General features: G+C 60.9%; 13 protein-coding genes. 10 read left to right on the plus strand and 3 right to left on the minus strand.

Going from position 1 to position 19315, the window contains the following annotated elements; all coding sequences use genetic code 11:
* Positions 1-82 precede the first annotated feature (82 nt).
* Both EU803_RS10040 and tssI read right to left on the minus strand, forming a co-directional pair.
* Entirely contained in the window at positions 83-4213 is a 4131-nt protein-coding gene (locus EU803_RS10040) for a hypothetical protein (protein WP_129682352.1), read from the minus strand.
* A 155-nt stretch (positions 4214-4368) separates the two neighbouring features.
* Positions 4369-6588: a type VI secretion system tip protein TssI/VgrG gene (gene tssI / locus EU803_RS10045; protein ID WP_129682355.1), complete on the minus strand. Its 2220-nt coding sequence runs from the start codon at positions 6586-6588 to the stop codon at positions 4369-4371.
* A 210-nt stretch (positions 6589-6798) separates the two neighbouring features.
* On the opposite strand from tssI, the gene EU803_RS10050 reads away from it, so the two are divergent.
* Genes EU803_RS10050 through EU803_RS10065 form a run of 4 tightly spaced genes read left to right on the plus strand, consistent with a single transcriptional unit; the run spans position 6799 to position 11011 of the window.
* Positions 6799-7410: a CDP-alcohol phosphatidyltransferase family protein gene (locus EU803_RS10050; RefSeq protein WP_129682357.1), complete on the plus strand. Its 612-nt coding sequence runs from the start codon at positions 6799-6801 to the stop codon at positions 7408-7410.
* 11 nt (positions 7411-7421) lie between these two features.
* Positions 7422-8621, plus strand: a complete 1200-nt coding sequence (locus EU803_RS10055) for an ABC transporter substrate-binding protein (protein WP_129682359.1) — start codon at positions 7422-7424, stop codon at positions 8619-8621.
* Positions 8622-8649: 28 nt separating this feature from the next.
* Positions 8650-10347, plus strand: coding sequence for an ABC transporter permease subunit (locus EU803_RS10060; RefSeq protein ID WP_129682361.1), 1698 nt, complete (start codon positions 8650-8652; stop codon positions 10345-10347).
* Positions 10340-11011, plus strand: a complete 672-nt coding sequence (locus EU803_RS10065; RefSeq protein WP_129682363.1) for an ATP-binding cassette domain-containing protein — start codon at positions 10340-10342, stop codon at positions 11009-11011. The genes EU803_RS10060 and EU803_RS10065 overlap by 8 nt, the downstream gene beginning before the upstream one ends.
* On the opposite strand, the gene EU803_RS10070 is transcribed toward EU803_RS10065, so the two are convergent.
* Positions 10951-11850 (minus strand): LysR family transcriptional regulator, encoded by a 900-nt coding sequence (locus EU803_RS10070; protein ID WP_129682365.1) that lies wholly within the window; start codon positions 11848-11850, stop codon positions 10951-10953. The two genes, EU803_RS10065 and EU803_RS10070, sit on opposite strands and share 61 nt — an antisense overlap.
* An 89-nt stretch (positions 11851-11939) precedes the next feature.
* On the opposite strand from EU803_RS10070, the gene EU803_RS10075 reads away from it, so the two are divergent.
* From EU803_RS10075 to EU803_RS10100, 6 genes are all read left to right on the plus strand, one after another.
* The gene (locus EU803_RS10075) at positions 11940-13391 is read left to right on the plus strand and encodes an aldehyde dehydrogenase family protein (RefSeq protein WP_129682367.1); all 1452 of its coding nucleotides are present in this window, start codon (positions 11940-11942) and stop codon (positions 13389-13391) included.
* On the plus strand, positions 13388-14365 hold the full coding sequence (locus tag EU803_RS10080) for a membrane dipeptidase (protein ID WP_129682369.1): 978 nt from the start codon (positions 13388-13390) through the stop codon (positions 14363-14365). Before EU803_RS10075 ends, EU803_RS10080 begins: the two co-directional genes overlap by 4 nt.
* A gap of 41 nt (positions 14366-14406) precedes the next feature.
* Complete coding sequence (locus EU803_RS10085) at positions 14407-16077, plus strand: hypothetical protein (protein ID WP_129682371.1); 1671 nt, start codon at positions 14407-14409, stop codon at positions 16075-16077.
* The gene (locus EU803_RS10090) at positions 16074-16787 is read left to right on the plus strand and encodes a DUF3726 domain-containing protein (RefSeq protein ID WP_165352811.1); all 714 of its coding nucleotides are present in this window, start codon (positions 16074-16076) and stop codon (positions 16785-16787) included. The genes EU803_RS10085 and EU803_RS10090 overlap by 4 nt, the downstream gene beginning before the upstream one ends.
* A gap of 35 nt (positions 16788-16822) precedes the next feature.
* Positions 16823-17803, plus strand: a complete 981-nt coding sequence (locus EU803_RS10095) for an Ldh family oxidoreductase (RefSeq protein ID WP_129682375.1) — start codon at positions 16823-16825, stop codon at positions 17801-17803.
* 175 nt (positions 17804-17978) lie between these two features.
* Positions 17979-19313: an NAD(P)-dependent oxidoreductase gene (locus EU803_RS10100; protein WP_129682377.1), complete on the plus strand. Its 1335-nt coding sequence runs from the start codon at positions 17979-17981 to the stop codon at positions 19311-19313.
* The last annotated feature ends 2 nt before the right edge of the window (positions 19314-19315 follow it).

Raw genomic sequence — 19315 nt, forward strand, 5'->3', positions numbered from 1 at the left:
AAATCGCTTTGACCGCCACATATGCTTTGGTCAATCTTGGGCCGGTAAGGGGCGGCACGTCAAGCGCCGCCCGAACCCGTCGTCAGAACTGAAGCCGCAGCTGACCCGTCACACCCCAGCTTTCCAGCGACTCGCTGAACCGCCCATCAACACGAACCGAAGCGTTCAACTGACGGGCATTGGGAAGGCTTCCCGTCCCATCGAGGATCTGAGTGTAGTTAACGCCAAGGCTAAGTTCGCCGTATTGCCCGAGATTCGGAGAGCTGATGACGTCCGTTTCGGTGTTGGAGCCATCGTAGATGACAGACGTGATTTCCCCGGCAAAGTCCTTGTAGTAGGTCGCGGTTCCGAAATAGGTGAACGCCGAATTGCCGCTCGGACGGATTTGGGTCATGGAAATCGTGCCGCCGACAAATCCGATCTGACTGTCGAAGTCCTCGATTTCGAGCGTGCGATCATCGCTCAGATCAATCGTGTTCGTCGTGGTTTGCGAATAGGCAAAGCCTGCCGTCGGCACCGCGTTGATCCCAAGGTCTTGGTTGATCGGGAAGACATAGCTGTACGATCCCGACAGGGTCTGCGCCTTGCTGTCGAATTCCTGGTTCAGGATACCAGCGGATTCCGGATCGCCAGCGCGGTCGTTTGTCAGATCAAAGGTCGTCTGTTCGAAGCGATACTGAAGGTCCAGAAGCGACCGACCCTTGAACGCGGAAACATAAGCGCCCGCGTAGGTCTGAAGGAAGTCGGTGTTGTTGTTCGACAGGACAAGAGTTGTGTCCGCATTCCCAAGCGAGTCGATGGCATAGAGCGGCTGTGCGGTCGAGCCGAAGTTCACACCAAGAATGCCGCCAAAGCTTAGGTCCCAACCGTTGTAGTAGCCACCAAAGCAAGAGAAGTCGCCACCAAGCTGGATGCCGCCAAATTCCGCCGTCAGGTTGCTGTCAACCGTGAGGGTCCCGTCGTCGTTGGTAACCGTGGTTGTCCCACCAACTTCTGCAATGCCGCCCGTCGCGCGGCCCCAAGCCCCGGCACCGCAAGGGTCGTCGCCGGGAAGCGCCAGCCCTGCCACAAACGGGCTTGATGGCCGGTTCACGACCGAGCCGATCAGCGATTGGGTCAGGACGACAGCGCCCGCAAGGCCACCGATGTTCGGGTTGCCCGAAGAGCGTACAGCGACAATCGAGTCGTTCTGCGCGAGGTAGTAGACGTTCGCACTGGGAATCGCGGCCAGATCATCGGTGGTAAAGGTGATACCAGCCAAGGATGCGTCCGCGGCGCTGGCATCAATGACGACAAGTCCACCAGCAATCGGCGCGGTATCGGCTGTTGTAAGGCTAAAGTTGAGGTCAACGGTCCCGGTCGGCGAAATCGTAGTGAAAACAATCTGGTCCGAACCCGGCGTGCCGCTGAGGTTCAGGTCGAGATTGATCGTCGCACCGTTCAGGTTCGCCGTGCCATTCGAAATGGTCAGGACATCGTCGGTTGCGCCGTCCTGCATGTCGATTGTGCCAGATCCGTTCAGGCCACCGTTCAAAAGGCCGGTGCCGTCAACGTTGATCGTGCCGCCGTTCGTCACCGCGGCCCCGGCACCGCCACCCGAGAAGTTGAGCACACCGCCGGAGTCGATCGTCATCGTGCCATTGAAGAAACCGGCGAGGTTCATGATGCCGCCATCTTCGATGGTGGTCAGTCCAGTCACGTCCAGTCGCTCGGTGTCCTCGATGGTGGCAGTTCCATCCAGAGCGAGTGTTCCATAGATCAAGGCAGAGTTGCTGGTGGTGTTCAGCACCCCGCCTTCTTCGATGTCTACGTTCGTGTTGATAAGGCCGATCGGGTTGCCAATCGTGCCGCCCAGCAGCAATTCGCCGCCATTCTGGATGGTCAGCGGATTGACCGTAACGGTCAGCTGTTCACCGGCCTCGACCTCGACCACGCCAGCGGATTCCAGCGAACCGGTGATCTGGCCTGTGCCATCGGTGTTGACCTCGCCGCCGGACTCGTTGGTCACGTTGCCGGTCAGCGTGCTGTTCAGCGTCAGGACGCCGCCGCTTTCGTTGGTGACGCCACCGGTCACTTGCAGGGTGCTGGAAACCAGCGCCTCGCCCGAGTTGGTGAGGGTCCCGGTGATGTTGGCGGCGCCGTCGACCGTCAGGCCATAGGTGCCATCGACAGTGTCGCTGTTGGTCAAGGCGCCGACGACTGTTCCGGCAAGTGTCATGGTGCCGGAGTTGTTCACGGTGAACGGTTGAGCCGCTCCATTGATCTGGCCATCCACATCCAGCGTGCCGCCAGCTTCGTTGGTGACATCACCCGCAAAGAAAGCACCGGAGTCAATGGTCAGCGTCCCGCCGTTCTGGTTTGTCGTCAGCCCATCAACCGTCAGCGTGCCGGAGTTGAGGTTGAAGATACCGGCGTTGTCGATGGTGGTATCGACCCACCCGCCGCTGGTGACTTCCACGGTGCCGGTCGCGGTGTTCACGATCGACCCCACGGTGGCCGTGGTGATGTTGAGCGCGTCGCTGTTGTTGACTTCACCGGTCACTTCGCTGTTGGACAGCATGTTGACCGTGCCATTCGTGTTTGTGACGTCACCAGTCAGGGCAATGTTGCTGTTGATCGTAATCAACGCATCATCCGCATTGTTGATCAGCGCGTTCCCATTGGTGTCCAGCGCCTGGTCAACGGTGAAGGAGCCACCCGCCAGGTTCGTCCAGTCGCCATCCAGGTCAAAGCCATAGCCAGAGGCGGTGATTGCGATGTTGCTGTTCACGTCGGCATCCAACCGGATGTCACCGTCCAGAACGGCCGTCCCAAGCAGGTTCACGGTGCCCGCTTCGATGGTGAAGATGTCGCCAGAGTTACCGGGGCCGGTGTCATCGTCGAAAATCGTCCCCGCCACGTCCATTGTGGCGTCAGGCGCCAGGGCAAGTGTTCCCGAGCCGTTGGTAGCATGTTCCAACGTCCCGCCATTGGCGATGGTCACGGACGTAACGCCGGCATCGGTCACCGTGACCGTACCCGACTCCGTGAGACTAAGATTCCCCCCGGTTTCGATGGAAATGCTTCCGATTTCGACACCGTCTTCCGCTTCGGCAGTCGCCCCGTTTGCCACGGTCAGGGTTCCCTGAATGACACCGGCATTGTCCTCCCCCGGGTCGTCACCTTCGATGACCAGACCGTTCGAGTTGGCCACAACATCCCCGGTGACGGTCCCGTGGACTGTCATGCTGGTGCTATTGTGTTCAACATCCCCGTCAAGGACACCACCGGCCTGAACGTCAAGTGTTCCGTTCAGGTTGTTGAACGGGTTGCCCCCGTCCATGGTCAGTGTGCCGCCGTCCTCGATTGTCACGTCGCCGTTGTTGGTGAAGGTATCGGCGGTCAGCGTGCCAGTCGTGTCGCTCAGCGTCAGGTCGACCGTGCTGCCAAGGATAAACGTGCCGACGTCCAGCCCGGCGGAGTTGTTGGCCGAAATGTCGACCGTGGCGCCGGTGTGGATGTTTACATAGGTTGCCGTCCCTTCGAGCGTGGCGGAGCCATTCCAGACATCCAGGGTTCCGATGTTACCTTCGCTCGCAAAGGTTCCGTCGCTGCTGATGGACCCGGCCAGATCACCAGTCGTGGACACAAACACGTTCGCATCGGCGTTCACGGTAAGCTGGTTCAGGTTCGGGCTGGCGCCGCTCAGGGTCAGCTGTTCGCTGCCGGTGATCAGGAAATCGCCGTTCAGGCCTGCACTGATTTCGGCAGCATCCCCCATGACGATCTGAAGCACGCCAGGCGCAAAAGTTCCGGAGGCCGACAGAATCTCACCGCCGCCGCCCGCGATGATGAAATCAACCGTGTGAAACGGAGCAGTCGTATCCGCGAGAAAGGTGATCTGCCCGGGATCGACGTCCTCGGTGATGGTAACGGTGGCAATGTCGGGGTTGGGCATGGCCTCTTCTTCGAAGGTGACGTTGTCCCCGCTCGAGAATGTCAGCCCACCTGTCGATCCGTCGTTCCAGACGGCGGTGGTCCCAATGTCCCAGTTGCCATCGCCCGGATTGATATCCGCACTGGCATCCGTATTTCCCGGATCCCAGATAAGATCGGCCGCAACAGCAGCCTGAGTTCCGACCAGCCCCATGGCGATCAGCGATCCCAGACAAGTTCCCCGAAGAAGCACTCCGACCCCCGCGGATTTCATGCGCTTCACTTGCAAGTCGTGCATCGGAGCACCCCTTCCCTCAAAAAATTCATAAAATTCTTGGCAAACTTGCACGGAAAGCCACCGTGCAGGCAACACAAACCTTAACAAAAAGGGGTCTGATTCAACCTGTTGGTGCAAAGCGGGCACAAATGGCTCGCCACCCGCGGAATCTTGGATCAGTTTTGATTGATTTTCGACCCTTTGATCGTGACCGCCCCGCCGGCCTTGACCGTCATCGCGGACCCGGCCTCGACCGATGTATTCTTTCCACCGTCGACGTTCATGTCCTTCGCGGACTTGATTTCGACGTTGCCGCTGCCGTCGACGGTTATGTCCTTGCCCTTGATCTGGATCGTCCCGTCCTTCTTCATAAGGATCGAGGCCTTTCCCACGACAATCGCCAACTCATCACCGACCGTGATTGTCTTCTTCTTGCCAACGGATTCAGAGGCTTCTTCCCCGACATCAAGGCTCAAGGTCTTGCCGACCGTTGTCGACATCGCCTTGCCGACCGAAATATCCATCGAGATCCCGGCAGTCTCCGAAATCGCCTTGCCCACTGTCAGGCTCGAATTAATCCCCACCGTGGTGGAGGAATTGGTTCCGATCGTTTCAGAGCGGGCCTTTTCCACGGTTACGATCAGGTTTCCTTCCCCCGGCGATCCCGGCATGCCCAAGGCTTCCGCGATGGACCCGATGCCTTCGGCCATCCCGGCCTGAGCGGAGGAGATGATAGACCCGATGCCCGACGGCCCGACCGATAGGGTCATATTGCCGCCTATGCTTTCCGCGTGGTTGTTCTTGACCTCGACCGATTTGTTGTTGCCGACAGACTGAACAAAGTTGTTGTCGGTCCGTTCAGACCAGTTGTTGAGCGTCTTTTCGTTCCGATCCTTCTGGGCGTGGATAAAGATCTCTTCCTTGCCGCCCTCATCTTCGAACCGAATCTCGTTGAACCCGTCAGCCTGATGGCTCTTGGTCTTGAAGCTGGTCCGGGTCTTGTTTGCGGGCAGTTCATAGGGAGGCATGTTCTTGCCGTTGTAGACATGGCCTGTGATGATCGGCATGTCCGGGTCGCCGTTCAGGAATTCGACGATCACCTCCATGCCGATGCGCGGGATGGTGATCCCGCCCCAACCCTTGTGGGCCCAGCTTTGGCTCGACCTGACCCGCATTGAATTGGCCTTGGCAAGGTCCCAATGGAACAGGACCAGCACGCGTCCGAATTCGTCGCAGTCGATCTCTCCGTCGCCCACGACAACGGCTGTTTGGGGGCCGACGATGACCGGGGTTGGCGTGCGCCGCGGCGGGACCACCGGGCTGTCATCCTGAACCAGCACATAATTGCCGGTGTAGGAGGTGCCAGACCCAGACCCGCCGCCCGATCCGTAGGCGTCTGCTTCGTAATAGTGTTCCGCCTTGAGGCAAACAAAGGTCATGCCATCGATGGCATCCAGGTACTGCGCCTTGATCGCCACCCGCGATCCTGCTGACAGGGAAACACAGTCACCGATGGCCCGGTGGCGTTGGTCGGCGCCCTGTTCCTGATCCAGCCGCAGGGCGACAACGCCCTTGCCGCCGCCGCTATCAAGATACTTGCCGGGGAAATCGTAACCTTCCAGTTGGCCCGACTCGTAGGCGGCCTCGCTGGTGCGATCGACCTCCATCATCGCATCGGGCGTCTTGAAGTTGTAGTCAGTCAGGCGCATCGACCCGGTCACGAAATTCCGTTCCGGCTGCCAGCTCCAGAAATGCTCGCCTTCGCCGTGCACCTTTGTGTCATTCGGGATGAATTCCCGGCTGCCGCCCGGGATCTCGGGCAGGTCATCGACGTTGTCGGTCAGGACCATCTTGTGGTCCATCTGGTCGTGTTCGAAGTGATAGTTGATGCCGAACCGTTCCATCATCCGGCAAACAAAGTCGAAATCGCTTTCGCCGTATTGGACCGTGTATTCCAGCGCGTCGTAAGAGTTCTTCAGGTTGTTCTGAACAGTCCCTGACCCAGAATAAGCACCTAACACCTCCTCGATGATCTCGGGGGCGGTCTTTTCGTGAAAAATCCGTTGTTGGCGTCGCTTCGACGCGATCCAGAACCACGGGCGCAGCATGAATTCATACTTCACGCCCTGTTCCCCGGTGCCAGCCCAGCGCGCGGTCGTAATGATCCCGTCAAAGAACCGGGGGTCTCCCCCGATCGTGATGATCTCTACGGTGGCGTGGGTCCCGAGCAGTTCGTCGAAATCGATCTCGGGGTCATCCGACAGCGCCTCGACCCGAAATTCGAAAAGCCCGTTTAGGCGTTCCACCCCGCCAAATCGGCGCAATACCAGCTCATCACCGCCAAGGGCGGTGTGCAAGCGGGCCAAACGGGTGTCCTGTCCAAAGTCAGCGCTCATGGTGAAACTCTAGAAAAATGAATGAACAATGGACTCAGCGTAGCGCATGATAGGCCGTTTTGGCAAAAACCAAATTCTTGGGGTGGGCGTGTCCATTCTGTGCCCCGATGGCATGGGTGCACGAAAACCTTCAGTCTCTCACAATCCCGTCACCCCGGATTGCCGAAATGCAGTCCCTCGGTCACAAAGCCGCAACACAAGGATTGTGCGATGCTGGATGCCACGCTGAGAAAATGGATCGATCCGCCGCTCGACCGGGCCGGCGCGGCCTTGGTTCGGATCGGGTTGCATGCCGATGCCGTCACATTGATCGGGCTGGGGTTTGGGCTGGTCGCGGCAATTCTGATCGCAGTCGGCTGGTTCGGTTTGGCACTTCTTCCCTTGGCGCTCGGGCGGATCGCCGACGGGATGGATGGGGCGGTGGCGCGGGCCTCGGGCGGTGGGACCGACTTCGGCGGTTACCTCGACATCACCAGCGATTTTGCCTTCTACGCGGCCATTCCCATGGCGTTCATCCTGGTCAATCCGGCAACGAACGGGATTGCCGGGGCGATGCTGTTGGCGGCGTTTTACATCAATGGGGCGAGTTTTCTTGGCTTTGCGGTTTTTGCGGCAAAACGGTCGATGGAAACCACCGCACAGGGGGTGAAGTCGCTGTATTATTCCAACGGGCTCCTCGAAGGGACCGAGACGATCCTGTTCTTCGTCGCCTTCTGCTTGTTTCCCGCACAATTTCCGGTTCTGGCGATCCTTTTCGCCGGCCTGTGTCTTGTCACGACCGTCTTGCGCCTTTGGGCCGCGCGACAGGTGTTTTCCAACTGAAAGGTAGTCCCATGAAGAAACTTGCCGTCGCAGCGGCCCTGTTGCTGCCCACTTTGGCCAATGCAGACCCTGATCCCGCGAATTGGGATGCGGTCCTGAATGAGGCGCGCGGGCAAACCGTATTTTGGAATGCATGGGGCGGGTCCACGACCACGAACGACTTCATCAGCTGGGTCGGCGACCGTGTCTTGGAAGATTACGGCGTCACGCTGGAACATGTGAAGCTGACCGATACCGCAGACGCCGTCACGCGGGTGCTGTCGGAACAGCAAGCGGGACAGGACACCGACGGCGCGATCGACATGATCTGGATCAACGGTGCGAATTTCGCGGCCATGAAAGACGCGGGCCTTCTTTTTGGACCCTTCGCCGAAAATTTGCCGAATTGGGCCTTTGTAGACACTGATGGCAAGACTGTTCAGACTGATTTCACCGTGCCTGTCGAAGGCTATGAAAGCCCCTGGGCGATGGCGCAGGTGGTGTTCATGTACGATACGGCTGACATTGGCGCGCCGCTTGGATCTATGGCCGAGATACTTGAGTGGTCGCGCGCGAATCCGGGGCGGTTCACCTATCCCCAGCCGCCGGATTTCCTTGGAACGACATTCCTGAAACAGGCGCTTGTCGATCTGATCGACGATCCGGCCGTCCTTGCTCAGCCGGTGGACGAAGCGAACTATGACGACGTGACCGCGCCGCTTTGGGCATTTCTTGACGAGCTTACACCAACCCTTTGGCGGCAGGGTCGTGCCTATCCGGCAACCGGCCCGGCGCAGCTTCAGCTGATCGCGGATGGCGAGGTTGATTTGGCGATTTCCTTCAGCCCCGGCGAGGCGACGGCGGCGATTGCCAACAATCAGCTGCCACCGACCGTCCGAACCTTCGTCCTCGACAAGGGAACGATCGGCAACGCAAGTTTTGTCGCGATCCCCTACAACTCGGGCTCGTCGGCGGGGGCGATGGTGGTCGCGAACTTCCTTCTCTCGCCAGAGGCGCAAGTGCGGGCACAGAATCCCGAAATCCTTGGCTATGGCACGGTACTTGACATGGATGCACTATCCCCCGCCGATCGGGCTGCATTTGACGCCTTGGATCTTGGGGTCGCCACCTTGTCTCCGGCTGAACTGGGCACTGTGCTTGCCGAACCGCACCCAAGCTGGATGACGCGGGTTGCGGCCGATTGGCAATCGCGCTTCGGCGTTGCCCCGTGATCCGGCGGACCGTCGGGAAGGGGCCGTGATGCGGCGACGCTGGCGGTCCGTGCCCCTGTTTCCGGCGGTCACGATCCTTGCCCTTTTGGGTCCGGTCGTTGCCGGGTTGGTCGGCGCCGTTCTTCCGGCTTTTGGCCATTTTCCGGCGGCCGGCTTGTCTGGTCCGACCCTTGACCCGATCAAGGAGCTTCTGGCCCTGCCCGGGATCGGCCACTCGATCTGGCTGTCGATCAGCACAGGTATTCTTGCGACCGGCCTTTCCCTCGGCGTGACCGCGCTGCTGCTGGCAGGCGGGGCTGGCACCCGGTTCTTTTCTCTTGTCCGTTTCCTGCTGTCGCCGCTTTTGTCGGTTCCCCACGCGGCGGTGGCATTCGGGCTTGCCTTCCTTATCGCCCCGTCGGGGTGGATCGCACGGTTGATATCGCCGGGTTTGACGGGATGGGACAGGCCGCCGGATCTGTTGATCCTGAATGACCCAGCGGGCCTGAGCATAGTGCTGGCGCTGGTGGTGAAAGAGGTCCCGTTCCTCTTGCTGATGTCAATTGCCGCCTTGGGGCAGGTCAATGAACGTCAGAGCCGGATGGTTCTGCTCTCTTTGGGATATGACAGCGCGATAGGGTGGCTCAAATCGGTCTTTCCACGCGTTTACCGACAGATCCGCCTGCCGGTTCTTGTGGTGCTTGCCTATTCGATGACGGCGGTTGACGTCGCGCTAATCCTCGGGCCGACGACGCCGCCCACGCTGGCGGTTCAGATCGTCCGGCTGATGTCGAGCCCCGACCTTGTGATGCGCACCGTTGCTGCTGCGGCGGCGCTCTTGCAGCTTTCGCTGGTCGTTGGTGCGCTCGGGCTTTGGTGGGCTGCCGAAAGGGGTGTCTCGGCCCTTGGGTCGCGCTGGGCCTTTCAGGGTGGGCGGGGCCAAGGGTTGGGGATCGTCGGTGGTCTGGGCCAATGGCTGGGCGGCAGCGTTGCGGTGATCGTTGTGCTTGGGTTGGGTGTTCTGGCGATCTGGTCCGTTGCCGGATACTGGGCCTTTCCCGATGCCTTGCCTGACGAGGTTTCATTCAAAACCTGGCGCAGGTTCAGCGGCGATCTTGCCGTCGCCGCGTCTGATACCGCCTTGATCGCGCTTGTTTCGACACTGATTGCGCTGTTCCTGACCATTGGGTGTCTTGAAACGGAATACCGACAAAGGCTTCGGATCGGGCCAGCGGCGACCTGGATACTCTATGTGCCTCTTCTTGTTCCGCAGATCGCATTTCTGCCGGGCCTGCAAACCTTCATGATCGGGCTTGGAGCTGACATGGGGCGGGTTGCGGTCGTGGCCGCCCATATCGTTTTCGTCCTGCCATATGTCTTCCTGTCCTTGTCTGACCCGTGGCGTGCATGGGACAGCAGGTTCGCCACGGTCGGTGCCGCGTTGGGCGCGGGTGCGGGCCGCGTCCTTTGGCGGATCAGGATGCCAATGCTTCTGGGTCCGATTCTGACGGCAGCGGCGGTCGGCATGGCAGTGTCGGTCGGCCAGTATCTTCCGACCCTGCTGATTGGCGGAGGCCGGGTCGAGACCCTGACAACCGAGGCGCTGGCCCTTGCCTCGGGCGGGGATCGGCGTGCAATCGGGGTCTTCGGGTTGGGGCAGACCGCGGCGGCGCTGTTGCCCTTTGCGCTGGCAATTGCCGTGCCGCGTATTCTTTGGAGGCACAGGAAGGGGGTCTTGCATGGATAGCGGATTGGTTCTGAGAGATTTCCAAATCTGGCTTGAACAGAGTCTGTTATTGGAAATCTCCGCCGATGTGCCCTGTGGTCAGGTGCTAACAATCATGGGGCCGTCGGGAAGTGGAAAGTCGACCCTGCTTGCCGGTCTGACCGGGACGCTTCAAGCGCCGTTTTCCTGCTCCGGGCTCATCCAATTGAATGGCGCTGACATCTCTCGCCGCCCGACAAACCGGCGGGGCATCGGGATCCTGTTTCAGGACGACCTTCTGTTTCCGCATATGTCGGTTGGCGCCAACCTTGCCTTCGGCCTTCGGCCCGGCGGGTCCCGGGCTGAGCGATTGGCCCTTGTCAGCTCCGCTCTTGCAGAGGTTGGCCTTGAAGGAATGGAAGACCGGGATCCGGCGTCCCTCTCAGGTGGTCAGCGCGCCCGGGTGTCCCTGATGCGCATGTTGCTGGCCGAGCCTTCGGCGCTTGTTCTGGATGAACCCTTCTCGCGGCTCGATTCCACCCTGCGCGAGAGGACAAGGTCCATGGTCTTTGGTCTTGCCAACAAACGCGGGCTGCCGGTGGTTCTTGTTACCCACGACCGGGAAGACGCGGCCGCGGCGAACGGTCAGGTGATTGAACTGTCGGGTGACCGGGCCGAGCTGCGAATGACAGACCAGAATTCCTGAGCCGCCGGGGCAAGCCGCCGGTCGGGGTTCGAAATCATCCGAAGGGTCCGGAGCGCGACCGGATCATCCGGGCAGTTCAGCAGAAGACCCGTTGGCAGGATCGCGCGAACGCTTTGCGGCAGGATCGTCGCACCCAACCCCTCTCGGACGAAAGAGATCAGCGCGGTCGTGTTCCGGGCCTCTAGATTGCAGGCTTCCCGTAGTTCTTCGACGGTCGGATGGCTGACCCAAGCACACAAGGGGTTTGCGATGAGCGGCTCGTGTCGCAGAACTGCCCAACTGATCCGGCCCTTGCCTGACCTGATTGCACGGTCAATCGGGCCGTCCGCGCGGTAGAGGATGCCGAGCGGGTCGGTTTCGATCTCAAGCCCGTTGTCTTGCGCCTCCTCGGACGCTGTCAGGATGCCGATGTCGGCTTCGTCCAGCCGGACACGCCGTCGGACTGATGCGCTGTCCAGATCGCTGATTTCCAGCCGGACATCTGGCCGGGTCTTTTGGAAGTGGGCAATGGCATTCGGCAGGATTGTCGCGATTGCCGAGGGGACTGCGGCAATCCGCACCGTGCCTGCGATCGAAGCTGTCAGGCGTTGAATCGTCATACGGCAGGATTCGAAAACATCTGTCGTCCGAACAGCCTCCTCCAGGACAAGTGCGCCGACCTTGGTCAGCCGGTTCTTGCGGTCGGTTTCGAAAAGGGGGGCACCCACCTCCGCCTCAAGCTGGGACAGGGTCATGGAGATTGCAGAGGGCGTGCGCCCCAGCCGTGCCGCGGCGCCTGCCAATGATCCCTGATCTGCGACGATGCGAAAGACCCGAAGCATCTCAAGCTTGATAGACATTCAAAATTCCTGAAAGAAACTTCAATTGTTCCAGATTGCCTGAACCAGCCACTTGTGTCTAGCTATGCGGGACCAAGAAGGAGAAGACCATGTCGCAGACGAAAGGGATCTATATCGCGGGCCGTTGGGAAGACGGGGCGGGACTGATCGAAAACCGCAACCCATCGGACCTTTCAGACGTGATCGGAACCTATGGGCAGGCCAACGCCGCCCAACTGGACGAGGCCCTGCACGCCGCGCGCAAGGCGCAACCCCTTTGGTGGGCCGCTGGCATTCAGAAACGGCACGATGTCCTGATGGCCATTGGCACCGAACTGATGACCCGCGCAGAGGAAATCGGCACCATCGTGTCCCGCGAAGAAGGCAAGCCGCTCGCCGAGGGCAAGGGCGAGGTGTACCGCGCCGGTCAGTTCTTTACCTACTTCGCGGCCGAGGTCCTGCGTAACCAAGGCGATCTGGCCGAGAGTGTGCGCCCGGGGATCGAGATTGACGTGCGGCGGGAGCCTGTCGGCGTGGTCGCCATCGTGTCGCCGTGGAACTTTCCGGTTGCGACGCCTGCCTGGAAGATTGCTCCGGCCTTGGCCTTTGGCAATGCGGTCGTCTGGAAACCGGCCAACCTGACGCCGGCCAGTGCAGTTGCCCTGACCGAAATCATCGCCAAGCAGGACATTCCTGCCGGTCTGTTCAACCTTGTATCTGGCCCCGGTCGCGACGTGGGGCAGCGGCTGGTCGAAAGCCGCGACGTGGATGCGATCAGCTTTACCGGATCGGTTCCGGTCGGGCGCGGGATCGCCGCCGCTGCCATCCAGAACATGACCAAGGTGCAGATGGAGATGGGGTCCAAGAACCCGATGATCATCATGGACGACGCGGACCTCGACCTTGCCGTGGCTCATGCCTCTGGCGCGGCCTTTGGGGGCACCGGGCAGAAATGCACGGCGGCGTCCCGTCTGATTGTGCACGAAGCGATCCATGATGCTTTTGTCGAAAAGCTGGTTCAGGCTGCACAGGCCCTGACAGTCGGTCACGCGCTTGAGGCCGGAACCCAGATCGGCCCCGTGGTGTCCGAAGGGCAGTTGAAGCAGAACCTTGACTACGTCGACGTGGGCAAAGGGGAGGGCGCAGAGCTGCTGTGCGGTGGTGACCGGCTGAACCGACCGACCGAAGGCTACTACATGGCGCCGACAGTTTTCGCCGGAACCCGTAACGACATGCGGATGAACCGCGAAGAGATGTTCGCCCCAATTACCTGTGTCATGAAGGCGGGCAGCTATGACGAGGCGCTTGCCATCGCCAACGATAGCGAATTTGGCCTGACCGCCGGGATCATGACGAAATCGCTGGCACGGGCGAGCCATTTCCGGGCCAACATGCGCGCAGGCTGCGTGATGGTGAACTTGCCGACGGCGGGGACGGATTATCACGTTCCCTTCGGGGGCCGGGGCGCGTCGTCCTACGGGCCGCGCGAGCAGGGCCGCTATGCCGCGGAATTCTACACCACGGTCAAGACGGCCTATGTCGGGGCGGGGTCGCCGGAATGACGCCGCTGATCGACGGGCTGCAATATGCAAACTGGTCGGAAAAGATCTTTCGCCAGATGCGTGACGGTGGCGTCGATGCGGTGCACGTCACGATCACCTACCATGAGACATTCCGCGAAACCGTCCTGAACATCGAGAAGTGGAACCGCTGGTTTGAACGGTTTCCGGAGCTGATCTTTCAGGGTCGCACCGCCGATGACGTGGCGCGGGCGCGAGAGACCGGGCGCACGGCGATCTTCTTTGGATCGCAGAACCCGTCCTGCATGGAGGATGACATCGGGTTGGTCGAGGTGCTGCACACCCTTGGCCTGCGCTTCATGCAATTGACCTACAACAACCAGTCGCTTCTGGCCTCTGGCTGTTACGAGGATGACGATACCGGCCTGACCCGCATGGGGCGTGCGGTTGTGGCCGAGATGAACCGCGTCGGTATGGTCGTGGACATGAGCCATTCCGGTGAGCGTTCCACACTAGAGGCGATCGAACACTCCAGTCGCCCCATCGCAATCACCCACGCCAATCCGCACAACTGGCACCCGGCGCTGCGCAACAAATCCGATACTGTCCTGAAGGCGCTATCGGAATCGGGCGGGATGCTTGGGTTCTCTGTGTATCCCCACCATCTGAAAGGTGGCAGCAATTGCACCCTTCAGGATTTTTGCGACATGATTGCCCGGACTGCAGATCTGATGGGGATCGACAGGATCGGGATCGGGACGGACCTTTGCCAGGATCAGCCGGACAGCATCGTTGAATGGATGCGGGTCGGTCGTTGGACCAAGTCCATCGACTACGGCGAGGGGAGCGCGGACGCTCCGGGGTTTCCGCCGATGCCGGGTTGGTTCGGCGACAACCGCGACTTTGGCCAGATTGCCGACGGGCTGCGTGCTGCGGGTCTGTCTGCGCAGGACGTATCTGCCGTGATGGGCGGCAATTGGCTACGTTTCTTCAAGGACGGCTTTGGGCCTGAATAGAGTCTGTTTCTGGACTGTTGACAGAATAGGGGAGGGACAAGATGGGAAATCCGGATCTGGCGCAGGCCACTGTCGTGCTCCGTCGGCCGCCCTCGGTGGTTATGCGGCTTGCCCGGATGGGGTCGGCTCATCCCATGCGACTGTCCTTCCTGCGCGTTCTCTTGCGGCGGATGCAATCGGGGGCGTGGACCTTTGACCGCCCGGTGTGGGATGTGGACAACAAGGGCGTCGGGCGCGCGGTCTACCGGGCGGTTGGACCCGACCGAACCTACTGCCTTGTGGCGTTTTCCCATGATCTGCCGGACGACATGCGGTCGGACCGTGTGATCGCGACCGCGTGGGATGCAACCTTTGCCCTGTTCGATGGTGATCCGACGGTCGAGGACCTTGATCGGCTTGAACAAAACGTCCCCTATCAAGAGGCCGGTCGGATCAGCGGGCGCGAATTGTCATTGAGCCGGGCAAACCGGTCTGTCCGGCTGTTTTCCCATGTGGTTGATCGGCTGGCGAAGGGTCAGCAGCCCGATGCCGAAGAAATGGCCGGGGTTGGTTATCTGATGCGGACCACCGCCGTTTACGGATCCGGCAAGTTCGGCGCGGCGGACCGACGGGAAATCGCAGGGCGCGAAGAGCTTGCGGCGCCGTTTCAGGCGGAAATGCTGTCTGTCTGGCTCACCCGTCAGTTCACTGTCGATATCGTCGAACATCTTGCTGCCGCGAAAGGCGGGGCTGCGGCGGTGCGCCTTGATGTTGGGTTGAAGCGCGGCCTCGGCGTTGGGAATTCGACCGGACTTGGCATGGCGCCGTTTCTTGTGCGCCATCCTATCCTGCTCAACAACTGGATGATGACGCGGGAAGAGGCGCTGGCGCGGGTTCGGTCCCTGACCACTGCGACTGAGGCACAGGTTGCCGCCCTGAAGGAGGCGGCCCAAGCCGCGATCGTGAATGCGGCGGACTGGCGGTCCGAACACCCGATCCAAGTGTCTAAATTGGCCGATTTGCGCGGTGATCTGGAAAGGATTGCCGCAAAACTCGACGATTTTCCAAGCTCGGACACATACCCTTGGAACGCGCTTTGGATTTGGGGTGAGGAAACCCTGTCCGAAGAAGGGCAAGAGGCCCTGCTGGCGCTTGTTCTGGAACCGCACGGCGATCTGGTTGATGGCCTGTCCGACTGCATGAGTGCGGATGAAAGCGCAGGTTTCACGATCGACGGGTCCATGACGATTGGCGGCCTTCGGTCCGTCCTGAGGGACCGGTATGACTGGGCGCTGAAGATCGACTATTCCGTGCCCGAGGAGCAGGCGCGGTTCTGGTATGTGTCCGAAGAAAAACTTGAGCCGCGGCTCGGGGATCGGGCAACGGATGACGGGGCATCGCTAGAGCAACCGCTGTGCACCGGCCGTTTGGCTTGGGAACTTGAACAGTCGCTCAATGGTTGGTCCGACGGTGATCTGGTTGCCGCGTTCCTTCTGCGCCACCCCGAACATCGTTTCATGGTCCGGCGGGCGCAGATCGCGGACCGCTTTCCCTATGCAGAGGTGCAGGACAACCTGATTTCAGACCGGATGCTGCCGATTGACCTGATGCGGTGCAAACTGGCGTTCTTTGGCGCGACCCATTTCGACCCCCGATCCGACAAATGGGTGCGGATCAGCCTGTTTCAGGGCGCGCCCTATCCTCTGGACCTCAGCGAAGGCGTGGTGCGATGACTGCCGAACCAAACGACCCGACCCGCGCCGGAACGGATTGGACCGATTCGGGCGAGGGGAAAGTGACCCTGTCGCGGAACGAGGTCGAGACACTGTGCAGCAAGGCTGCGCGCGGTGCCGGAATGTCCTGGGGGCTTGCCGAGGAGGCCGGGGTCGCCGCTGGGTGGTTGGCCGCACGAGGGATTGACGGACCCGCCGCGCTTTTGACGTACCTGCAAACCGGGGTCGTAGACTGTCGTGATCGTCTGGTTATCATGTCTGACGGCTGGTCACGTTTGGAGGCCGGATTGCTCTGCCCGATTGCCCTTGGCGCGGCCATATCTGACTTTGCCGGGACTGACCTTGGACCTATAGGCCCGTCGCGAGTTTCGCTTGGGTCGACTGCCGCGCCCATCCTGCTTCTGCCGTTCCTGGCTGGCGCGGCGCGTCGGACTGGCCAGTCCGTTTGCCTGGATTGGGAGGGCGGCACGGCAAAGGTAGGACCCGGAGAGGTCGCGCCGGACGGTGTGTCGGAACTGCTTGGGATGCAACACGCCGAAATTGGTGTTCAAGCCTTGTCAGACACGAATATTGCGCATTTACCGCAGACGGTTTGTCGCTTGGATCGTAGGGTTATCGAGGCCTTGAATGGCTTCGCCATGAAGACAACCGTTCCGCCGTCAGAAAAATCCCGTGCGGATGCGGGCGCCGGTGAGAGCGACAACGATTAGGCTCTAACAGAGCGAAATTTGCGAAAGGAACCGCCATGCAGATCGCCGTATCCGAGATTGAAGAGGTCAGCCGCAAGGCCCTGACCGCCCACGGTGCGTCTGACTGGCAGGCCGCGGAAGTGGCGCGTGCGGTCGCCCGCGCCGAAGAGGTCGGCAATGTGATCTGCGGTCTCTACTATCTGGAAAGCTACTGTCGGCAGCTGGTTTCGGGCCGGGTCGACGGCAAGGTCGATCCCGTCATCACGGAATCCCGTCCGGGGGCGATAACCGCCGACGCGCGGCTTGGCTTTGCGCAGCCTGCCTTTTCGCGGGCCTTGCCGTTGGCGATTGACGCTGCCCGCAAGAACGGGATCGCCAGCTTGGCTATTTGCCACTCGCACACATGCACATCGCTGGGGTTCTTTACCGAACAGATCGCGGCATCCGGGTTAATCGGCATCGGGTTTACCAATGCCTCGGCCATTGTGTCCGGGCCGGGCGGCAAAAAGCCCCTGATCGGGACCAACCCGATTGCCTTCACGATTCCCGGCGCAGACGGGCCAGTGATGCATGCGGATTTTTCGACCTCTGCGGTGGCGTTGGGCAAGATCACCATGGCGCAGGCCGCAGGGGAAGACATCCCATTGGGTTGGGCCGTTGACAAGGATGGCAACCCCACAACCGACCCTGCAGCGGCGCTTGGCGGGTCGCTTGTCAGTTCGGCGAGTTACAAGGGGTGGGCGCTGGGCCTTTTGGTCGAGTTTCTGGCGGCGGGCCTGACCGGGTCTGTCAACTCGCTGGATGTGAAGGGGCTGAAGGCCGAAAACGGGCCGCCGCATGATCTTGGCCAATTCTATATTCTGATCGACCCGTCTGCCCATGCGTCGACCCTTGCGGAGCGGGTTCAGCGCCTCGCGGACGAGATCGCGAATGACCCGGGCGTGCGGCTTCCCGGAAGTAGCCGCAGGACGTTCGATCCGGTGGACGTTCCCGATGCACTTTGGGCCATGGTTCAGGTGCTCGCAGCTGGGGCCTGACCGCCTGTTACCCTGGCCGGGCCGGGAAACCACCAAACACGTTACTGGGCCGACCGTCCTTGGGGCGGTCGGTCGCGTTGTATTCAGGGCATCTTGAATTGCTAAAATTTACCAATTGATAAAATTTCGGACTGTGGCATCATGGGGTCAAATAAGAAGCCAACAGGGAAACCCGATGACCAGTCCGACAACACCGGGCATTGCCGCGGGACGCTTGTCCGCAGCGGAGCTTGCCAACAACTTTGACGATCTGCACCCGCCATTGGATCGGCACGAGGCCGTCGTTGCCGCGGATCGCTGCTATTTCTGCCATGACGCGCCGTGTATGACGGCTTGTCCGACGTCGATCGACATTCCGCTGTTCATTCGCCAGATCATGACCGGAACACCCGAAGCGGCGGCCAGAACCATTCTGAGCCAGAATATTCTGGGCGGGATGTGCGCCCGCGTATGTCCGACCGAGACCCTGTGCGAAGAGGTCTGCGTCCGAGAAACCGCAGAAGGCAAGCCGGTGGAGATCGGCCGCCTGCAACGGTTCGCGACCGATACGCTGATGAACAGCGGTGTGCATCCCTTTGCCCGCGCCGGCGTAACGGGCAAAACGGTGGCGGTTGTCGGGGCCGGGCCCGCGGGCCTGTCCTGTGCCCACCGGCTGGCCATGCATGGGCATGACGTCACGATTTTTGAAGCGCGGGGCAAGGCCGGGGGCCTGAACGAATTCGGGATCGCATCCTACAAGTCCACGGATGACTTCGCGGCGCGAGAGATTGGTTGGCTTCTTCAGATCGGGGGGATCACCATCGAAACGGGCAGGGCGCTTGGCAATGGGCTCGACCTTGATACGCTTCAGGCAGAGTTTGATGCGGTGTTCCTCGCGGTTGGACTAGGGGGCGTGAACGCGCTGCGGGCCGCCGGTGAAGACAAGGCCGGCGTCACCGATGCCGTGGATTTCATTTCTGACCTGCGCCAATCCAGCGACCTGACGACCCTCCCCGTCGGGCGCAACGTGGTGGTGATCGGCGGCGGGATGACCGCCGTCGACGCTGCCGTGCAGTCCAAGCTGCTTGGTGCGGAGAACGTGACAATCGCCTACCGCCGCGGACCCGATCGCATGGGGGCGAGCAAGTTCGAACAGGATCTTGCGGCTTCCAAAGGCGTGAAAATCCTGTTCAACGCCATGCCGGTTGCCGTCCATGGAAACGGCGCCGCCACCGAGATCGAGCTGGAATACACCGAGGACACGGGGTCCGGCCTCAAAGGAACCGGAGAGACGTTCCGGCTCAATGCCGATCAGGTGTTCAAGGCGATCGGCCAGACCCTGACCACCGATGCGGGGCTAACCATCGATGCCGGAAAGATCGCCGTGACCGGCGCGGGCCGCACCAGCAAGGCTGGCGTTTGGGCGGGCGGCGACTGCGCCAGTGGTGGCGACGATCTGACGGTGACCGCCGTGGCCGAAGGCCGGGATGCGGCGGAAGACATTCATGCAACTCTGATGGGAAAGGGCTGACC

Origin of the sequence: Loktanella sp. IMCC34160 (assembly GCF_004145845.1) — a bacterium.
Lineage (GTDB): Bacteria > Pseudomonadota > Alphaproteobacteria > Rhodobacterales > Rhodobacteraceae > SELP01.